Genomic DNA, 15,940 nt, shown 5'->3' on the forward strand with positions numbered 1-15,940 from the left:
GCCCTGCTACTGTCCTGAAAGACGGTAGCAGGGCTTTTCTTTCCGGCCCGGGCCGGCGTGCGTGGCTGCGACAATTCGCGCCTTCGGGTCGCCGCGCCGCGGGGGCTATGCTGCCTCCCGCACCCAAGCCACCCCGAATCCTCCGAGGGCCGTCATGTCCGCGCGCGCGCAGCTTCCGCTTGTCTATTCCTGTTCCGGCTGTTCCAGCGCCGCGCAGATGGCGAATTACCTGGCGGTGTCGCTGGACCGGCGCGGGCTGGCCGAGATGTCCTGCATCGCCGGGGTCGGGGGCGACGTGCCCAAGCTGGTGCGGGTGGCGAAGTCCGGGCGCCGCATCGTGGCGATCGACGGCTGCGCACTGGCCTGCGTGCGCAACTGCCTGGCCCGGCACGGGGTCGAGCCTTCGGAATACCACCTGCTGTCCGACCACGGGGTGCGCAAGCGCTACCGCACCGACTACGACCCCGACGAGGCCGCGCTTGTGCTGGACGAACTCGCCGCCTCGCTGGGCGCGAGGGACGCCGCCTAGACCGTATCCAGATACAGCTCGACGGTTTCCGCGTCCGAGAGTTCGGCCATGTAGTGCAGCTCCTGCCGCTTGGTCATCAGCAGATTCTCGATCAGGTGCTGCGGGAAGATGCGCTTGATCTCGGGGCAGGTCTCGAAAGCGTCGATGGCGGACGCCCAGGTGCCGGGCAGCTGTTCAAGGTCATGGTCATAGGCGTTGCCGGTGATCGGGGCAGGGCAGTCCAGCCGGTCCTCGATCCCGTTCAGCGCCGCGCCCAGCACCGCCGCCAGCGTCAGATACGGGTTCACGTCGCCGCCGGGGGTGCGATGCTCGATCCGCCGCGCCGCGGGGGCGGAGGCCGGGATGCGGATCGCCGAGGTGCGGTTCTCATAGGCCCAGCCGATGCCGGTGGGGGCATGGGCATTCGGCACCAGCCGGTCATAGCTGTTCTCATGCGGCGCAAACAGCAGCGTCGAGCCGGGCATCGCCCGCAGGCAGCCCGCCACCGCATGGCGCAGCATGTCCGAGCCCCCTTCGGTCCCGTCGTCGAAGATGTTGCGCCCCTCGGTGTCGAGGATCGAGAAATGCATGTGCATCCCGTTGCCGGCGAAACCTTCATAGGGCTTGGCCATGAAGGACCCGGCAAAGCCGAACTGCCGCGCCACCCCCTTGACCAGCAGCTTGAACAGCCAGGCGTCGTCCGCGGCCTTCAGCGGGTCGGGCTGGTGCATCATGTTGATTTCGAACTGCCCCGGCGCGGCCTCCTTGATGGCGGTGTCGGCGGGGATGTCCATCGCCTCGCAGGCGTCGTAAAGCCGGGTGAAATACTGATCGAACGCGTCCAGCGCCCGCAGCGACAGGGTTTCGGCGCCGGTGCGGCGCTTGCCCGAGCGGGGCGAGGGCGGCACCTGCAATTCCCCGAACTTGCTGTCGTCGATCAGGAAGAATTCCAGCTCGGTCGCCACCACCGGGGTCAGCCCGGCGGCCTTGTAGCGTTCGACCACGCGGGCCAGCGCCTGGCGCGGGTCGCCGTCATAGGGGCGCCCGTCGGGGTGGAACATCCAGATCGGCAGCAGCGCGGTGGGCGCGTCCAGCCACGGCATCGGCAGGAAGCCGCGCTCGGTCGGCAGCAGCAGCCCGTCGGGGTCGCCCGCCTTGAACACCAGCGGGCTGTCCTCGATATCCTCGCCCCAGATGTCCATGCTGAGCACGGAATAGGGGAACTTGGTGCCCTCGCGCAGCAGCCGCTCGGCAAAGCGCACCGGCATCCGCTTGCCGCGGGCAACGCCGTTCAGATCGACCGCCGCGACGCGGATGGTCTTGACCTCGGGGTGCTCGTGCAGCCAGTCCATGGTTCACCTGATGATGTTCGGCCGATAGCGCAGGCGCCGTGCCTGCCCGGGCAGATGCCGGTTCAGCCGCTGGTTGACGACCCCGAACAGCCAGATCAGGCACAGGGTCAGAAGGATGAAATACCCCGCCGCGATCGGATAGGCGACGAAGGGGTTGAAGGTCTTGTCGGCCAGATAGCTGGCGTAATACAGGCTGTCGCCCTCCTGCCGGAACGCGGGAAAGCCGGAAAAGAACACCAGCGTGGTGGCGTGGAACAGAAAGATCGCCTCGTTGGTATAGGCGGGCCAGGCCAGCCGCATCATCGTCGGCCAGACGATGCGGCGGAACCGCGCCCAGCCGGTCAGGCCAAAGGCATCGGCGGCCTCGAGATCGCCCTTTGGGACATTGCGCAGCGCGCCGTGGAAGATCTCGGCCGAATAGGCGGCGGTGTTCAGCGTCAGCACCAGCAGCGCCCCGGCCCAGGCCCGCGCCATCCAGCCGGTGGGCAGGGTCAGGCCGAAGATCGAAAGCCCCTCGCGCGGCAGCAGCACCAGCGCCGAATAGGCCAGGAAGAACTGGATGAACAGCGGGCTGCCGCGAAAGACGAAGATGAAGCCCTCGGCCGGGCGGCGCAGCCAGCGGCGCGGGCTGGCCTTGGCCAGCGCCAGCCCGTTGGCCAGCACGAAGCCCGCCGCCAGCGCCAGCACCCCGAAATACAGGTTCCAGATCATCCCCGAGCCGATCAGCGTCACCTGCTGGCACAGGGTGAAGTCGCTGCGCGGCAGCAGCCGCTCGCCGATCCCGATCGAGCGCAGCCCATAGTCGGCGATGGTCTGCAGGCATTCGGCGGCGGCGCTCATGCGGCCACCCCCGCCTTGCGCATCGCCTCGCCGGCCAGCGTGGCCTGGCCGCGCGACAGGCGCGCGGACAGCCGGTCGATCGCCCGCTGCGACACCCAGGTCATCAGCAGGTAGAACACCAGCAGCGCCAGGAAATACCACACCCGCCAGTCGCCATGCGGATAGGCAAAGGTGGTGGTCTTGGTGCCGCCCAGCTCGCGCGCCCAATAGACGATATCCTCGACCCCCAGCAGGAACAGCAGCGGCGTGGCCTTGATCAGGATCATCCACAGGTTCGACAGCCCGGGCAGCGCATAGCTCCACATCTGCGGGATCAGGATGCGGCGGTCGATCTGGCGCGGGGTCATGCCATAGGCCTCGGCGGTTTCCAGCTGCGCGCGGGGCACCGCCTGCATCGCCCCGTAAAGCACATTGGTGGCAAAGGCGCCGAACACGATCGAAAACGCCACCACCGCCAGCGCGATGCCATAGAAGTCATGCACCCAGCCCGGCGCCGTCCCCAGCGGCATCTTGGCGGCGGCGCAGACCACGAATTCGTTGCCCTGCCGCACCGGCACCGACGGGTCGCAGTAGACCCGCGAACGCAGCCACTCGATCCCCTGGTCCAGTGCGATGGGCACGAACAGGAAAAAGATCACGTCGGGCACGCCGCGCACCACCGCGGCATAGGTTTTGCCCAGCCAGCGCAGCGGCGCAAACCCCGAGCGCGCCGCCAGCGCCCCCAGGAACCCCAGCGCCAGCGACACCGGCGCGGTCAGCGCCAGCAGCAGCAGCACCGTCCCGAAAGAGGCATAGAACAGCAGATGCGTGCCCGAGCTGAGATAGCAGCTCAGCCAGGCGAGACCCTCGAGGGTCCTCGGATCGGCGCAATAGGCGAACATCGCGGGCGGGGGCGTTCGGGGCCGCCGTCACCGGCGGCCCCGTGGGTTCCGATCAGTTCCCCGCCTCGGCCTTCGCCTCGGCCTGGGCGGCAAAGGTCATGGATTCGTCGCCCAGCCACTTGGTGATCAGCGCGTCCAGCGAGCCGTCGGCTTTCATCTCGGCGATGGCCTTGTCGAAGCGGGCCTTCAGCTCGGTGTCGGACTGGCGCATCCCGATGCCCAGCCCTTCGCCGACGACCACGCGGTCCTGGCCCTCGACCCAGACCAGATCGTCCGAGTCGCGCTCGAACGGCACCAGGAAGTCGCGGTCGGCGAACACCGCCTCGGCCTCGCCGTTGCGCACGGCGGCGATGGCTTCCTCGCCGGTGGCGAACTCGATCAGCGTGGCGCCGGATTCGGCGACATAGCTGGCCTGGATGGTGCTGGTCTGCGCGGCCACCACGCCGGAGATGTCGGCATCGGGGGCCAGCGCCAGATAGGCCGAGGGCGGCGGCGGCGTGTATTCATCGGAAAACGCGATGGATTTCTTGCGCTCGTCGGTGATGTTCATCCCGGCCATGATCGTGTCGTAGTTCGAGTTGACCAGGTTGGGGATGATCGAATCCCAGTCGTTGCGCACCCAGGTGCATTCGGCGCCGATGCGCTTGCACAGCTCGTTGCCCAGCTCGATCTCGAACCCGTCGACCTCGCCCTTTTCGTTGACGAAGTTGTAGGGAGGGTAGGCGCCCTCGGTCCCCATCCGCAGCGGCTCGGCAAGCGTCGCGCCCGCGCTCAGCGCCAGGGCCGCAGCGGCGATCAGCAGGTTCTTCATCTGGGTCTCTCCTGTCGGTTGGTTGTCTCAGGCGGCCATGGTCGCGCTGAGGAATTGGCGCAGCCGGTCGGTCCGGGGAGCGCGGAAAATCTGGTCGGGCGGGCCTTCTTCCTCGATCCGCCCCTGGTGCAGGAACACCACGCGGTCGCTGACATCGGCCGCCAGCCGCATGTCGTGGGTGACCAGGATCATGGTGCGATGCTCGGCCGCCAGGTCCTTGATGACCTTGACGACCTCCTGCTGCAATTCGGGGTCGAGCGCGCTGGTCGGCTCATCGAACAGCAGCGCCCGCGGCTCCATGCACAGGGCGCGGGCGATGGCGGCGCGCTGCTGCTGGCCGCCCGACAGCTGCGCGGGCCAGGCGTCGGCCTTGTCGCCGATGCCGACCTTGGCCAGCAGGGCGCGGGCGCGCGATTCCACCTGCGCCTGCGGCTGGCCCAGCACGGTCAGCGGCGCCTCCATCACGTTCTGCAGGATGGTCAGGTGCGACCACAGGTTGAACTGCTGGAACACCATCGCAAGGTTGGTGCGCAGCCGGCGCACCTGCGCGCGGTCGGCGGGCTGGCGGTCGGGGCCGCTGTTGGTCCAGCGGATCGGCTCGCCCTCGATACATATGTCGCCGGCCTGCGCGATCTCCAGCAGGTTGCAGCAGCGCAGCAGCGTGGATTTCCCCGAGCCGGAGGAGCCGATCAGCGTCACCACATGCCCGCGCGGCGCCGCCATGTCGACGCCCCTGAGCACCTCGAGCTGGCCGTAAGCCTTGTGCAGGCCGCGAATCTCGATGACCGGCGGGTTCGCGTCGGCGGCAGAAGGGCCTGGGGCAGGGGCGCCGGCCCGCGAAGGTGAATGTTGCGCGGTCATGGCTGGCATCTGGCGCAATTCCGCGGCGGATTGCAACGGTGACGTGGCAAGAGAGGCAAGGGGTCGCGGGGGTGGGGCGTCGGCCCGGCTCAGCTGTCCGGGTCGGTGGCCAGCGCCACGCCTTCGCGCACGCGGGCGCTGTCGGCCTCGCTGATCCCCAGCAGCTGGGCGATGCGGTCCACCGCTGCGGTTTCCCACAGGGTTTCCGGGCCGTCGGTGCGCGCCAGATCCCACAGCGCCGCGACGATTCCCGCGCATTGCTCGCGCGGGATGCGCTCGCGGATGGCGGCGGTCAGGCGCTCGGTATCGGGGACCTCGGCCTCGACCATCTCGGCGGCGGCGCGGCGATCGGCGATCTCGTCGGGGGCAAGCCGCTGGCGCAGCGACAGCAGCACGTCGATCCGCTGCCGCTCGGGCTCGCCATAGCGGTTGTCGGCGCGGGCCAGCCGCACCAGCAGCGCCGCCACCGCGACTTCGGCATCGTCGTGCGAGAGCGCGGCTCCGGCGGGAATCTCACCCAGTAGTCGAGGCAACAATCTGCGAAACATGGCCGGAGTATCCGCACAGGTCTTTTGCGGTTTCAAGTTAAACAATAGCAACGCTGTCGCCCGGTCGGGCGGCGCCCGCGGCCGCTGCCGGGCGCGCCCCTCGGAAACCCCGGGGAAGGGGCCGGCTCAGCCCTCGTCCCAGCCGGCGACGATGGCCAGATCGGCGATCGAGACCGGCGCGCGGATCGCCAGCGCCGCCTGGTATTCCGGGCTGTGGTAACAGTCCCACGCCGCCTGGTACGAGGGAAACTCGATCACCACCGCCCGCGGCCGCAGCGCCCCCTCGACCACCTCCTGCCCGCCGCCGCGGACTAGGAAGCGCCCCCCGTATTTCGCGAACGCCGCGGCATTGGCGGCGCGATACGCCTGATAGGCGGCGGTGTCGTCGACGGTCACATGGCCGATCCAGTAGGCTTTGGGCATGGCGGTTCCTGCTGCTTGCCGTGGTCAGCCCGGGATCGCGCGGCGAGAGGGGCGGGTCAAGTGGGGGACTGCAGCCCAACTTGGAGCCGCTCGGAAGGGTGTGGTGATGATGCTCGGAACCTTGGGGCACATCCACGCGCCGGAGCCGCGCCTGGCATATCCGACGAGGAGGATGACGCCAAAGGCCCGCATCAGCAACCACCGGCAGAGGCATAGGGAACCATCTGTAAATGCTAAGCTTATTACGGCGCTTCGCCACGAAGGAACACGCGTCCACTGATCAAGGAGGTTTGAGCCGTCAAGAAGGGACTTCAACGGTCCAATATTTGCGTCAACGGTCCACCTCCGTTCGGCACAGCCTTCCCGCAGGGCATCGTAAATAACAATAATCCGTATTATGTAATTCAAGCAGACGTGCGCAGCCGCTGCTTGACACCCGGTCTTGGCCAACCACCATGCTTCGACCTCGAAGATACAGGACGAACCATGGACCTACGCCAGCTCACCCCAGATCTTTCCGTCGCGCCCCAGATCGAGCCCGAGGATATGCGCCGGCTGGCCGAGGCGGGATTTACCGCGGTGGTCGCCAACCGGCCGGATTCCGAGGTCGGGCCCTCGCATCAAAGCGCCCGGTTGGCCGAGCTGGCGGCCGAGGCCGGGCTTGATTTCCATTATCTGCCGATCCTGCCCGGGCAACTCGGCCCGGAACAGGTCCGGGCGCTGCGCGAGATCCTCGACGGCGCCCAGGGAAAGGTGCTGGCCTATTGCCGCTCGGGGACGCGCTCGACGATGGCCTGGGCGCTCGGCCAGGCCGGGCGGCGGCCGGCGGCCGAGATCATGCAGGCCGCGGCCCGCGCCGGATACGACCTCTCGGACCTGATCCCGGCGCTGGAAGGCTGAGCCCGCAGCGGCCGCCCGGGGACGGCCGCGCGGTGTCAGGTTCAGCGCGCCAGTTCGCGCACGATCACGCCGCGGGTGTTGATGGTCACGGTGACCGGCTCGCCCTCGGGGTTCACGGCCTCGACCTCGGTGCGCGGGCCGTCGCGGGTGACGGTGCCGGGCTGGGTATAGCCGGCGTCCTGCAGCAGCCGCTGCACGCCCGCGTCATCCAGCGCGGCCGGAGCTGCCTGCGGCGCGCGGCGGGCGTCGTCGCCGCGGTGGAACCGCTGCATCTGCCGCAGGCCGCGGTCGTCGCGGCCATCCTTGCCGCGCCAGCCCATGCCGTGGTCATGGGCGCCGCGGTCCTTGCCTTTGATCCCGCGGGGACCGAAATCCATCTCGCCGCGGCCAAAGCGGTGCAGCGTGCCGTCATTGCCGAAGCCGGCGCGGATCCCCTGCCCCTGCGCGTCGGTGCCGAACACCATCACGCCTTGGTCGCCACGGCCAATCCCTTGAATCTGCGCGAATTCTTTCAGGATCGCCTGGTCGCGGACCGGCTGCGGCACCAGCCGCTCGACGATGGCGGCGGGCAGCGGCGCGGATTCGGCGCGGATCATCCGCAGCGTGCCCTGGCTGTCCAGCATGGCGCGGAACGCCGGGCCGCCGGGCAGCGTGCCCTGCACCTGCTGGCCGCGCCGACCTTTGGTGACGCGGGCATCGGTGATGCCCAGATCGGTCAGCGCCTGCGGCAGCGCGGTAGCCGGTGCGGGCTGGGTCGCCGGCGGCGTTTCGGGGGCGGGCTGGGTGGTCTGCGCGGCCAGCGGCGCGGCCAGCGCCGTCATCGCCACCATCACCGCAGCGGAATTGCGAAACCTGCGAAGCATCGTGATTTTCCTTTCGTTCGCATCGTTCCGGGCTGCCTGTCGTCCCGGATCGAATCGCAATCTAGCCGCCCGCACCCGAACGAAAGACCAACGGCGCGTTTGGTTTCCGTTTGGCTTCCGGGGTAAAGATGGGGCCGATGCGCGCGCGATTCTTCATCCCCCTGCTGTTACTGGCCGCGCTGGCCGTGGCGCTGGCGCTGCTGTCGGCGCGTCACCCGCCGCCCTATCCGCGCCCCCCGGCGCGCCACCACGACCCGATGCCAGTGGATAACCCCGATTTCGGCGACGCCGCCCCCGGCTGGATGGCCGAGGTCATCCCCATGCACCAGGCCGTGCGCCGGGCCGGCCAGCGCTTCGACGGGCGGGTGCTCGACATCGCGCTGCTGCCGCCCGGGCCGGGGCCGTCGCCGCTGGTCTATCGCATCCGGCTGCTGACCCGCGCGGGCGACGTGCTGGACATCAGGATGGATGCGCTCGACGGGCGCTTCCTGGAACTGCGCGGCGCCGATCTTTCGGGCGTCCGCCGCGACAAGCCCAACCGAAAGGACTGAGATGCGCTGCCTGATCGCCGAGGATGACCCCACGCTGTCCGCCCAGCTGGCCCGCGCCATGGCCGAGGGCGGGTTCGTCGCCGATGTCTTCCACGATGGCGAGGCCGCCGAGTTCGCCGGCGCGACCGAGACCTATGACGTCGCCATCCTCGACCTGGGCCTGCCCGGGCTGCCGGGGCTCGAGGTGCTGTCGCGCTGGCGGGCGCAGGGGGTGGCGATGCCGGTGCTGATCCTGACCGCGCGCGGCGACTGGACCGACAAGGTGGCGGGGTTCCGCGCCGGGGCCGACGACTATGCGGTCAAGCCGTTCCGGCTGGACGAGGTGGTGCTGCGCGCCCAGACCCTGGTGCGCCGCGCCGCAGGCCATGCGCAGGCGGTGCTGACCGCCGGGCCGCTGTCCTACGACACGCAGCTGGGCGTCATCACCCGCGACGGGGTGGCGCTGAAGCTGACCCCGTTCGAGACGCGGATCCTCGGCTATCTCATGCACCACCCCGACCGCGTGGTCAGCCGCAGCGAACTGAGCGAGCATCTGTATGATGCCGGCAGCGACCGCGACCACAAGTCGCTCGAGGTCGTCATCGGCCGGCTGCGCCGCAAGATCGGCGACGGGCTGATCGAGACCCGCCGCGGCGAGGGCTATGTGCTGCGGCGCGCGCCATGATGCTCGATTCCATCCGCGCGCGGCTGCTGGCGGCGGCGGCGCTGTGGCTGACGCTGGTGCTGCTGGCGGCGTGGTGGTTCATCGGCGGCGTGCTGGAACGCTTCGTGACCGAGCGTTTCGACGCCGAGGCCGCGGTGATCGCCGAGACCCTGATCGCCGGGGTCGAGCCGGGCGTGGATACTGCCCCTGCCCCTGCCCTCGTCGAGATCACGCGCCCCCCCGCCGATCCGCGGCTGTCGCTGCCGCTGTCGCTGTGGAGCTGGCAGCTGGAAACCGCGGATGGGGACTTCATCGCCCGCTCGCCCTCGCTGCTGGACCTGCGGCTGGAGGCGCCGCCGGGCAGCTATGCCGGCCAGCCCGGCACCGGCCCCGATGGCGAGGCGCTGCGGGTGATGCGCCGCGTCTTTACCCTGCCTGGGGTCGAGCCGCCGCTGGCGGTGGTGGTGACCGTGCCGCGCGCCGAGATCGACGCCGCCATGTCGCTGGTGCGTCCGCCGCTGGCGCTGGCGCTGGTGGTGCTGGGCGCGGGACTGGCGGCGGCCAGCCTGGTGCAGGTGGGCTGGGGGCTGCGCACGCTGGACGCGCTTGGCCGCGACATCCGCCGCATCCGCGCCGGTCAGGCCGAGCACATCCCCCTGCCCCCGGTCGCCGAGCTGCGCCCGGTCGCGGCAGAGCTGAATGCGCTGCTTGACGCCAACCGCTCGGTGATCGCGCGGGCGCGCGAGCATCTGGGCAATCTGGCGCATTCGCTGCGCACGCCGCTGTCGGCGCTGGCCAACACCCTGCCGGACGACCACCCCGGGCGGGCGCTGGTGGCGCGGATGGACCGGCAGATCTCCTGGCACCTGCGCCGCGCCCGCAGCGCCGGGCAGCCGCGATTGTTGGGGCATGCGACCCCGGTGGCGCCGGTGGTGGACGATATCCTGCTGGTGCTGCGTCGCCCGGCCGAGGACCGCGGCCTGCGCATCGCCACCGCCTGCGCTCCCGCCGCCCGCTTTGCCGGCGAGCGGCAGGATCTCGAGGAAATGCTGGGTAACCTTCTGGAAAACGCAGTGAAATACGCGCGCAGCGCGATCGGCGTCACCGCCGGCGAGCAGTCCGGGCAGCTGGTGATCGCCATCGAGGACGACGGCCCCGGCATGGCGGACAGCGACCACGCCCGCGCCCTGTCCCGCGGCGGCCGGCTGGACGAGATGGGCCCGCCCGGCGCCGGTCTGGGCCTCGCCATCGTCGCAGATCTCGCCGCGCTGCACGGCGGCGGGCTGGCGCTGGGGCGGTCAGGCCTGGGCGGGCTGCGGGCGGTGCTGACGCTGCCGGGTTAGTTCCGGGCCAGAGTCCTGCGTCAGTGGGCTTCGCCCGCCGGCCTGCGGCCGGCTCCCCAGGATATGTGCAAAGAAGAAGTGCCGTCTGCCACGCGCGGCCGCGGTTGGTCGAACGGAACAAGACCGAGCTATGAAAGTGGGAAACTCGTGGGAAATAATCCCACTGCCAGTCGAGGGGAGTTGGCTAAGCTATTGGTGCCCGAGGTCGGACTCGAACCGACATGCCTTGCGGCGGCGGATTTTGAATCCGCTGCGTCTACCATTCCGCCACTCGGGCCACCCTGCCCGTTTATGCGCAAGCCGGCCGCCGCGCAAGCGGGGTTCAGGTGGCGAGCCGGGCCTGCCGTGCCGCCCGCAGCCGGGCGAAATCCTCGCCCGCGTGATAGGACGACCGCGTCAGCGGCGTCGCCGAGACCATCAGGAACCCCTTGCCCCAGGCGGCTTTTTCATAGCCCGAGAACTCCTCGGGGGTGACGAAGCGGTCCACGCGGTGGTGTTTGGGGGTCGGCTGCAGATACTGGCCGATGGTGATGAAATCGACATCCGCCGCGCGCATGTCGTCCATCACCTGCAGCACCCCCTGCCGGTCCTCGCCCAAGCCCACCATGATCCCGGATTTGGTGAACATCGATGGGTCCAGCTCTTTCACCCGCTGCAACAGCCGCAGCGAGGCGAAATACCGCGCCCCCGGCCGCACGGTGGGATACAGCCCCGGCACGGTTTCCAGATTGTGGTTGAACACGTCGGGCCGCGCCTCGACCACGGTTTCCAGCGCGTCGGGCCGGGCCTTCAGGAAATCGGGGGTCAGCACCTCGATGGTGGACCCGGGCGCGCGGTGGCGGATCGCGCGGATGGTCTGGGCGAAATGCTCGGCGCCGCCATCCTCGAGGTCGTCGCGGTCGACGCTGGTGATCACCACGTGCTTCAGCCCCAGCGTGGCGACGGCATGGGCGACGCGCCCCGGCTCGAACACGTCCAGCGCGTTGGGCTTGCCGGTGGTGACGTTGCAGAAGGAACAGCCGCGGGTGCAGATCTCGCCCATGATCATCATGGTGGCGTGGCCCGCGCTCCAGCATTCGCCGACGTTGGGGCAGCCGGCCTCTTCGCAGACGGTGGACAGGCGGTTGTTGCGCAGGATGTCGCGGGTGTCCTTGTAGCCTTGGCTGGTCGGGGCCTTGACCCGGATCCACGAGGGTTTCTTGGGCTGGCTCTGGTCGGGGCGATGGGCCTTTTCGGGGTGGCGCAGGATCGGGGGCGCGTCGGACATCGGTGATCCCTTCGGGCTGGGCTGGGCGGGCGCGGACTGTCCAGTCCGGCCTATCCTCTTGGCAGGGGTTGATCAACTGCCGCGTCCGGCCCAGATAGCGCACGGGGGGATTTCTGCGGCGCAGCAGCGCGCCGCGAGCAGATGAGGACCAGCATGAAGCCCGGCGACAGATTGCCCGACGTCATCTTTCACACCCGTATCCGCGACGCCTCGATCGGCGGGCCGAATCCGTTCCGCTGGAACGAAACCACCACCAGCGATTATTTCGCCGGCAAGCGGGTGGTGCTGTTCTCGCTGCCCGGCGCCTTCACGCCCACCTGCTCGACCTTCCAGCTGCCCGAGTTCGAGGAGGCGGCGGCCGAAATGGCCGAGCTGGGGATCGACGAGATCTACTGCCTGTCGGTCAACGACGCCTTCGTGATGAACCAGTGGGCGCGCTCGCAAGAGCTGAAGAACGTCAAGGTGATCCCCGACGGCTCGGGCGAGTTCACCGCCAGGGTCGGGATGCTGGTGCGCAAGGACAACCTGGGCTTCGGCGCCCGCTCGTGGCGCTATGCGGCCATCGTCGACGACGGCGTGGTCGAGCGGCTGTTCGTCGAGCCGGGGAAATGCGACAACCACCCCGAGGATCCTTACGGCGAATCCTCGCCCCAGGCGATCCTGGCCTATCTGCGCGACCGGGCCCGCGCCGCGGCCTGATCCCGCTGGCCGGAGCGGGGCATGATCCCCGTTCCGACGCCGATCCGGCGTGACCTGCAACGACCTGGCCTGCGACGCCGGGCCGCACGCATCAGCCGATCATCGGGGCGCCGCGGCCGTAGCGGTCCAGATAGTGGCGTTCCAGCCGCATCAGCGCCAGCCGCAGCACCACCTTGCCGGACCGCGCCGACCAGCCCAGCCGGCGCTCGGTCATCTCGATCCCTTCCAGGAAGCAGCAGACCCGCAGCACCAGATCACCCATGCCGGGACCCAGCTCGCGCAGCGCCTCGGCCACCCGGCTGCGCGCGGCATCAGAGCCGCCGCTGGCGCCGGGGGCGAAGCCCGCGTCGATGCCGGCGGTCATGAACCCGTCCCAGTTCTGGGTGATGCGGGTGCCCATCTGGGCCAGCTCGAAATCCTCGCGCAGCCGCTCGCCCGCGGCCACCATGCCGGGGTCCAAAAACGGCTGTCCGTTGGCGTCGCGGCGCCGCGCTATCATCTGCAACGGGCTTTCCGCGACGTTGAACCGCATCCGGCGGCTGCCGCCCTCGGGGTCGTCCATCACCCGCTCTTCCATCACCCGATGCGCCCGCGCCTGAGGCGGGCCAAGGTCGGCGGGGCCATGGCCGGGGGCGGCATAGGGGGCCTGCGCCTCGGCCAGCCCCGGCCCGACCGGCAGCGCGCCCCCGAAATCGCCGGGCGCGGGCAGCCCGGCGCCGCGCCCGGCGGCCATGGATTTCAGCGCCGCGCGTCCGGCGGCGCTGATCCGGTGGCGGGTAATGCGCCCCTGCGCCACCAGCGTCACCCAGCCCCGCAGCGCCAGCAGCTCGGCCAGCCGGCGGTCGAGGATGGCGGTGCGGATGTCGGCGCGGGTCACGATTGCCTTGTCCATCCCCTCCGCCACCGCCAGCACCGCGCCGGGTTCCGCCAGCCGCCGCAGGGCGCGGCGCAGCTGCGCCAGATCCTCGGGCGAGGGCGCGCCCTGCCCCGTCCCGGCCGTTTCCACCGCGCGATCGACCAGCGGATCGTCGCGCCGGCTCTCGAACCTGCGGATGCGCCGCAGGATGGTCGAGGCGTGGCAGCCGGTTTCCCGCGCCAGCGCCCGGATCGATTCGCCGCCCTGCACATGGCGCAGATACAGCCGCGCATCCTCGGGAAGGGTTGCGGCCGCATCCGCCGCGGGTTCCGGTGCGGCCGTGCTGCCGGGCGGCACCACTCCGCAGGACAGCGGAACGGCGGCCCCGCCCGAGAAACCACCCGTCAATATGGTCATGTCGTCTAGTCCTCTGTCATCCTTGGGCCACGCCGGCCCTGGGCCTGCACCTGTCGAAAAGGACAGGTCCGGGACCACTTCGGTGACGAATGGCTAAGATTTCCTAAAGATCATTAACCTTACCGGACGCTGCATCGCCGAGTTACGCAACAACCGCACATTGAGTGCAGGATCGGGTCCAAGGAAAACCGCCCCGAATCCCGGAGACTCGAAGATGAGCGTGATGTCCAACATCCTTGCCTTTCCCGCCCGCCCGGTGGGCAGCGCGTTGCGCCGGCCGGCGGTGCTGGTGCGGGCCGCGGTCGCCGGGCAGTCGCTGTGGCGGCGCGAACGCGACCTGCGCCGGGTGCTGCATTGCGAATCGCTGCCCGCGCCGGGGCAGGCGCTGGCGCGGCTGCGCGAGGAAGAGGACCGGCTGAACCTGGCCCGGCTGGAGGATGCGGCCGATTACGACATGCAGCAGCACGTGCGGCTGCTGATCGCGATCCTGGCCGAATCGCGGCTGGCGGCAGCGCGCGCCGCGGCGCCGCGGCTGCGGGCGCTGGGGTAAGGCTAGCGCCTGCCGCTCAGCGAGCCGAGGATCCCCCGCACCAGCATCTGCCCGGTGCGGGTGCCCAGCTGCCGCGCCATGCTTTTCCCAAACGCCTCCAGCATGGAATCGCCGCGCCGGGCCGCAGGCTTGCGCGCTGCCCCGTTCCCCGGCTGGTAGCGCCGCCCCCGCGACCCCCCGTCCTCGCCGGGGGCATCGGCGTCGCCAGCCTCGGCCTCAGCCGCGGCGCGGGCCACGGCCTCGGTCCGCCGCGCCAGCATCTCATGGGCGGAATCGCGGTCGACGGTGGCGTCGTATTTCAGCCCCAGCGGCGACAGCTGCATCACCCGCGCCCGCTCGGCATCCGGGATCGGCCCAAGCTGCGACAGCGGCGGCCGGATCAGCGTGCGCTCGGCCACCCCCGGCGCGCCCTTGGCCCCCAGGAACGAGGTCACCGCCTCGCCGGTGCCGACATGCTGGATGGCGTCGGCGGTGTCGAAACCCGGGTTCGCCCGGTAGTTTTCCGCCGCCATCCGCAGCGCCCGCTGGTCCTTGGCGGTAAAGGCGCGCAGCGCGTGCTGGACGCGGTTGCCAAGCTGCCCCAACACCGAATCGGGCAGGTCGGTGGGGTTCTGGGTGATGAACCAGACGCTGACCCCCTTGGACCGCACCAGCCGCGCCACCTGCTCGATCTTTTCGACCAAGGCGCGGGGGGCGCGGTCGAACAGCAGATGCGCCTCGTCGAAAAAGAACGCGAGCCGGGGCTTATCGGGGTCGCCGACCTCGGGCAGCTGCTCAAACAGCTCGGACAGCAGCCACAGCAGCAGCGTCGAATACAGCCGCGGCGACTGCATCAGCCGGTCCGCGGCCAGGATATTGACCACCCCCAGCCCCGAGGCATCCGTGCGCATCATGTCCGCCAGTTGCAGCGCCGGTTCCCCGAACAGCCGGTCGCCGCCCTGCTGTTCCAGCACCAAGAGCGCCCGCTGGATCGCGCCGACCGAGGCGGCGGCGATATTGCCGTAGCGCAAGCCCAGCTCGCGCGCGTTCTGCCCGACCCACAGCAGCATCGCCTGCAGGTCCTTCATGTCGGCGATGGGCAGCCCCTGTTCGTCGGCGACCCGGAAGGCGATATTCAGCACGCCCTCTTGCGCCGCGGTCAGGTCCATCAGCCGCGACAGCAGCAGCGGCCCCATCTCGGCCGGGGTGGTGCGGATCGGGTGGCCCTGCTCGCCCCAGACGTCCCAGAAGGTGACCGGAAAGCCGCGGTAATCCAGCGGCGCCCCGATCTGGGCGGCGCGTTCGGCAAAGGGTTGCAGCAGCTTGGGATTGCCGCCGCCCGGCAGCGCCATGCCGGCAAGGTCGCCCTTGACGTCGGCCAGCACCACCGACACCCCGGCCAGCGACAGCGATTCCGCCAGTGTCTGCAGGGTGACGGTCTTGCCGGTGCCGGTGGCGCCCGCGATCAGCCCGTGGCGGTTGGCGTATTTCAGCAGCAGGGTCTGGGGGGTGGCGTGCCCCTCGCCGCCGCCGCCGACCAGGACGGTGCCGGCGGCGAAATCCACCAGCGGCCGCGCAGCCGTGGCAGAGGGATCGCCGGCCGGGACGGCGGAGGGTTCGGGCGGGCTCAGGGGGGGCGGCTGGTCGG

General features: G+C 70.0%; 18 protein-coding genes and 1 tRNA gene. 7 read left to right on the forward strand and 12 right to left on the reverse strand.

The features are described from left to right. Positions 1-154 precede the first annotated feature (154 nt). Positions 155-529: a putative zinc-binding protein gene (locus BUB57_RS09510; RefSeq protein WP_073065876.1), complete on the forward strand. Its 375-nt coding sequence runs from the start codon at positions 155-157 to the stop codon at positions 527-529. Here the strand turns inward: BUB57_RS09510 and BUB57_RS09515 are convergent. From BUB57_RS09515 to BUB57_RS09545, 7 genes are all read right to left on the reverse strand, one after another. Next, entirely contained in the window at positions 526-1,860 is a 1,335-nt protein-coding gene (locus BUB57_RS09515; protein ID WP_073065879.1) for a glutamine synthetase family protein, read from the reverse strand. The genes BUB57_RS09510 and BUB57_RS09515 overlap by 4 nt on opposite strands. 3 nt (positions 1,861-1,863) lie before the next feature. After that, a complete protein-coding gene (locus BUB57_RS09520; protein WP_073065882.1) occupies positions 1,864-2,700 on the reverse strand; it encodes an ABC transporter permease in 837 nt (278 codons plus the stop codon). After that, positions 2,697-3,581: an ABC transporter permease gene (locus tag BUB57_RS09525; protein WP_073065885.1), complete on the reverse strand. Its 885-nt coding sequence runs from the start codon at positions 3,579-3,581 to the stop codon at positions 2,697-2,699. Before BUB57_RS09525 ends, BUB57_RS09520 begins: the two co-directional genes overlap by 4 nt. Before the next feature lie 52 nt (positions 3,582-3,633). Then, on the reverse strand, positions 3,634-4,392 hold the full coding sequence (locus BUB57_RS09530) for a transporter substrate-binding domain-containing protein (protein WP_073065888.1): 759 nt from the start codon (positions 4,390-4,392) through the stop codon (positions 3,634-3,636). Positions 4,393-4,419: 27 nt separating this feature from the next. After that, positions 4,420-5,253, reverse strand: coding sequence for an ABC transporter ATP-binding protein (locus tag BUB57_RS09535; RefSeq protein ID WP_073065891.1), 834 nt, complete (start codon positions 5,251-5,253; stop codon positions 4,420-4,422). Between the two features lie 89 nt (positions 5,254-5,342). Continuing rightward, positions 5,343-5,801, reverse strand: coding sequence for a tellurite resistance TerB family protein (locus tag BUB57_RS09540; protein ID WP_073065895.1), 459 nt, complete (start codon positions 5,799-5,801; stop codon positions 5,343-5,345). Between the two features lie 126 nt (positions 5,802-5,927). Beyond that, the gene (locus BUB57_RS09545) at positions 5,928-6,224 is read right to left on the reverse strand and encodes a DUF1330 domain-containing protein (RefSeq protein WP_073065898.1); all 297 of its coding nucleotides are present in this window, start codon (positions 6,222-6,224) and stop codon (positions 5,928-5,930) included. 486 nt (positions 6,225-6,710) lie between these two features. On the opposite strand from BUB57_RS09545, the gene BUB57_RS09550 reads away from it, so the two are divergent. Then, positions 6,711-7,124, forward strand: a complete 414-nt coding sequence (locus BUB57_RS09550) for a protein tyrosine phosphatase family protein (protein ID WP_073065901.1) — start codon at positions 6,711-6,713, stop codon at positions 7,122-7,124. A 41-nt stretch (positions 7,125-7,165) separates the two neighbouring features. On the opposite strand, the gene BUB57_RS09555 is transcribed toward BUB57_RS09550, so the two are convergent. Next, positions 7,166-7,987, reverse strand: coding sequence for a hypothetical protein (locus BUB57_RS09555; protein WP_073065904.1), 822 nt, complete (start codon positions 7,985-7,987; stop codon positions 7,166-7,168). A gap of 137 nt (positions 7,988-8,124) precedes the next feature. On the opposite strand from BUB57_RS09555, the gene BUB57_RS09560 reads away from it, so the two are divergent. Genes BUB57_RS09560 through BUB57_RS09570 form a run of 3 tightly spaced genes read left to right on the forward strand, consistent with a single transcriptional unit; the run spans position 8,125 to position 10,524 of the window. Beyond that, the gene (locus BUB57_RS09560) at positions 8,125-8,538 is read left to right on the forward strand and encodes a PepSY domain-containing protein (RefSeq protein WP_073065907.1); all 414 of its coding nucleotides are present in this window, start codon (positions 8,125-8,127) and stop codon (positions 8,536-8,538) included. Position 8,539: 1 nt separating this feature from the next. Further along, positions 8,540-9,202: a response regulator transcription factor gene (locus BUB57_RS09565; protein ID WP_073065911.1), complete on the forward strand. Its 663-nt coding sequence runs from the start codon at positions 8,540-8,542 to the stop codon at positions 9,200-9,202. Continuing rightward, positions 9,199-10,524 carry an ATP-binding protein gene (locus BUB57_RS09570; protein ID WP_073065914.1) on the forward strand — a complete coding sequence of 442 codons (1,326 nt, stop codon included), beginning with the start codon at positions 9,199-9,201 and terminating at the stop codon, positions 10,522-10,524. The genes BUB57_RS09565 and BUB57_RS09570 overlap by 4 nt, the downstream gene beginning before the upstream one ends. 193 nt (positions 10,525-10,717) lie before the next feature. Here BUB57_RS09570 and BUB57_RS09575 read toward each other — a convergent pair. Both BUB57_RS09575 and lipA read right to left on the reverse strand, forming a co-directional pair. Beyond that, positions 10,718-10,801 (reverse strand) — tRNA-Leu (locus tag BUB57_RS09575). Positions 10,802-10,846: 45 nt separating this feature from the next. After that, positions 10,847-11,791 (reverse strand): lipoyl synthase, encoded by a 945-nt coding sequence (gene lipA / locus BUB57_RS09580; protein WP_073065918.1) that lies wholly within the window; start codon positions 11,789-11,791, stop codon positions 10,847-10,849. Between the two features lie 153 nt (positions 11,792-11,944). On the opposite strand from lipA, the gene BUB57_RS09585 reads away from it, so the two are divergent. Beyond that, positions 11,945-12,490: a peroxiredoxin gene (locus BUB57_RS09585; protein WP_073066190.1), complete on the forward strand. Its 546-nt coding sequence runs from the start codon at positions 11,945-11,947 to the stop codon at positions 12,488-12,490. Positions 12,491-12,581: 91 nt separating this feature from the next. Here the strand turns inward: BUB57_RS09585 and BUB57_RS09590 are convergent, their stop codons facing one another. After that, entirely contained in the window at positions 12,582-13,763 is a 1,182-nt protein-coding gene (locus BUB57_RS09590) for a DUF6456 domain-containing protein (protein ID WP_143159690.1), read from the reverse strand. Between the two features lie 223 nt (positions 13,764-13,986). On the opposite strand from BUB57_RS09590, the gene BUB57_RS09595 reads away from it, so the two are divergent. Further along, complete coding sequence (locus BUB57_RS09595; RefSeq protein WP_234952030.1) at positions 13,987-14,313, forward strand: DUF6477 family protein; 327 nt, start codon at positions 13,987-13,989, stop codon at positions 14,311-14,313. Between the two features lie 2 nt (positions 14,314-14,315). Here BUB57_RS09595 and BUB57_RS09600 read toward each other — a convergent pair whose 3' ends face one another. Further along, positions 14,316-15,857: a helicase HerA-like domain-containing protein gene (locus tag BUB57_RS09600; protein WP_234952034.1), complete on the reverse strand. Its 1,542-nt coding sequence runs from the start codon at positions 15,855-15,857 to the stop codon at positions 14,316-14,318. Positions 15,858-15,940: the final 83 nt, after the last annotated feature.

The sequence above is a fragment of the Paracoccus solventivorans genome (genome assembly GCF_900142875.1).
Taxonomy (GTDB): domain Bacteria; phylum Pseudomonadota; class Alphaproteobacteria; order Rhodobacterales; family Rhodobacteraceae; genus Paracoccus; species Paracoccus solventivorans.

Excerpts from the sequence above, each read along its gene's own strand:
- BUB57_RS09510 (WP_073065876.1), top strand. The coding sequence starts at position 155 with ATGTCCGCGCGCGCGCAGCTTCCGCTTGTCTATTCCTGTTCCGGCTGT.
- BUB57_RS09515 (WP_073065879.1), bottom strand. The coding sequence starts at position 1,860 with ATGGACTGGCTGCACGAGCACCCCGAGGTCAAGACCATCCGCGTCGCG.
- BUB57_RS09520 (WP_073065882.1), bottom strand. The coding sequence starts at position 2,700 with ATGAGCGCCGCCGCCGAATGCCTGCAGACCATCGCCGACTATGGGCTG.
- BUB57_RS09525 (WP_073065885.1), bottom strand. The coding sequence starts at position 3,581 with ATGTTCGCCTATTGCGCCGATCCGAGGACCCTCGAGGGTCTCGCCTGG.
- BUB57_RS09530 (WP_073065888.1), bottom strand. The coding sequence starts at position 4,392 with ATGAAGAACCTGCTGATCGCCGCTGCGGCCCTGGCGCTGAGCGCGGGC.
- BUB57_RS09535 (WP_073065891.1), bottom strand. The coding sequence starts at position 5,253 with ATGACCGCGCAACATTCACCTTCGCGGGCCGGCGCCCCTGCCCCAGGC.
- BUB57_RS09540 (WP_073065895.1), bottom strand. The coding sequence starts at position 5,801 with ATGTTTCGCAGATTGTTGCCTCGACTACTGGGTGAGATTCCCGCCGGA.
- BUB57_RS09545 (WP_073065898.1), bottom strand. The coding sequence starts at position 6,224 with ATGCCCAAAGCCTACTGGATCGGCCATGTGACCGTCGACGACACCGCC.
- BUB57_RS09550 (WP_073065901.1), top strand. The coding sequence starts at position 6,711 with ATGGACCTACGCCAGCTCACCCCAGATCTTTCCGTCGCGCCCCAGATC.
- BUB57_RS09555 (WP_073065904.1), bottom strand. The coding sequence starts at position 7,987 with ATGCTTCGCAGGTTTCGCAATTCCGCTGCGGTGATGGTGGCGATGACG.
- BUB57_RS09560 (WP_073065907.1), top strand. The coding sequence starts at position 8,125 with ATGCGCGCGCGATTCTTCATCCCCCTGCTGTTACTGGCCGCGCTGGCC.
- BUB57_RS09565 (WP_073065911.1), top strand. The coding sequence starts at position 8,540 with ATGCGCTGCCTGATCGCCGAGGATGACCCCACGCTGTCCGCCCAGCTG.
- BUB57_RS09570 (WP_073065914.1), top strand. The coding sequence starts at position 9,199 with ATGATGCTCGATTCCATCCGCGCGCGGCTGCTGGCGGCGGCGGCGCTG.
- lipA (WP_073065918.1), bottom strand. The coding sequence starts at position 11,791 with ATGTCCGACGCGCCCCCGATCCTGCGCCACCCCGAAAAGGCCCATCGC.
- BUB57_RS09585 (WP_073066190.1), top strand. The coding sequence starts at position 11,945 with ATGAAGCCCGGCGACAGATTGCCCGACGTCATCTTTCACACCCGTATC.
- BUB57_RS09590 (WP_143159690.1), bottom strand. The coding sequence starts at position 13,763 with ATGACCATATTGACGGGTGGTTTCTCGGGCGGGGCCGCCGTTCCGCTG.
- BUB57_RS09595 (WP_234952030.1), top strand. The coding sequence starts at position 13,987 with ATGTCCAACATCCTTGCCTTTCCCGCCCGCCCGGTGGGCAGCGCGTTG.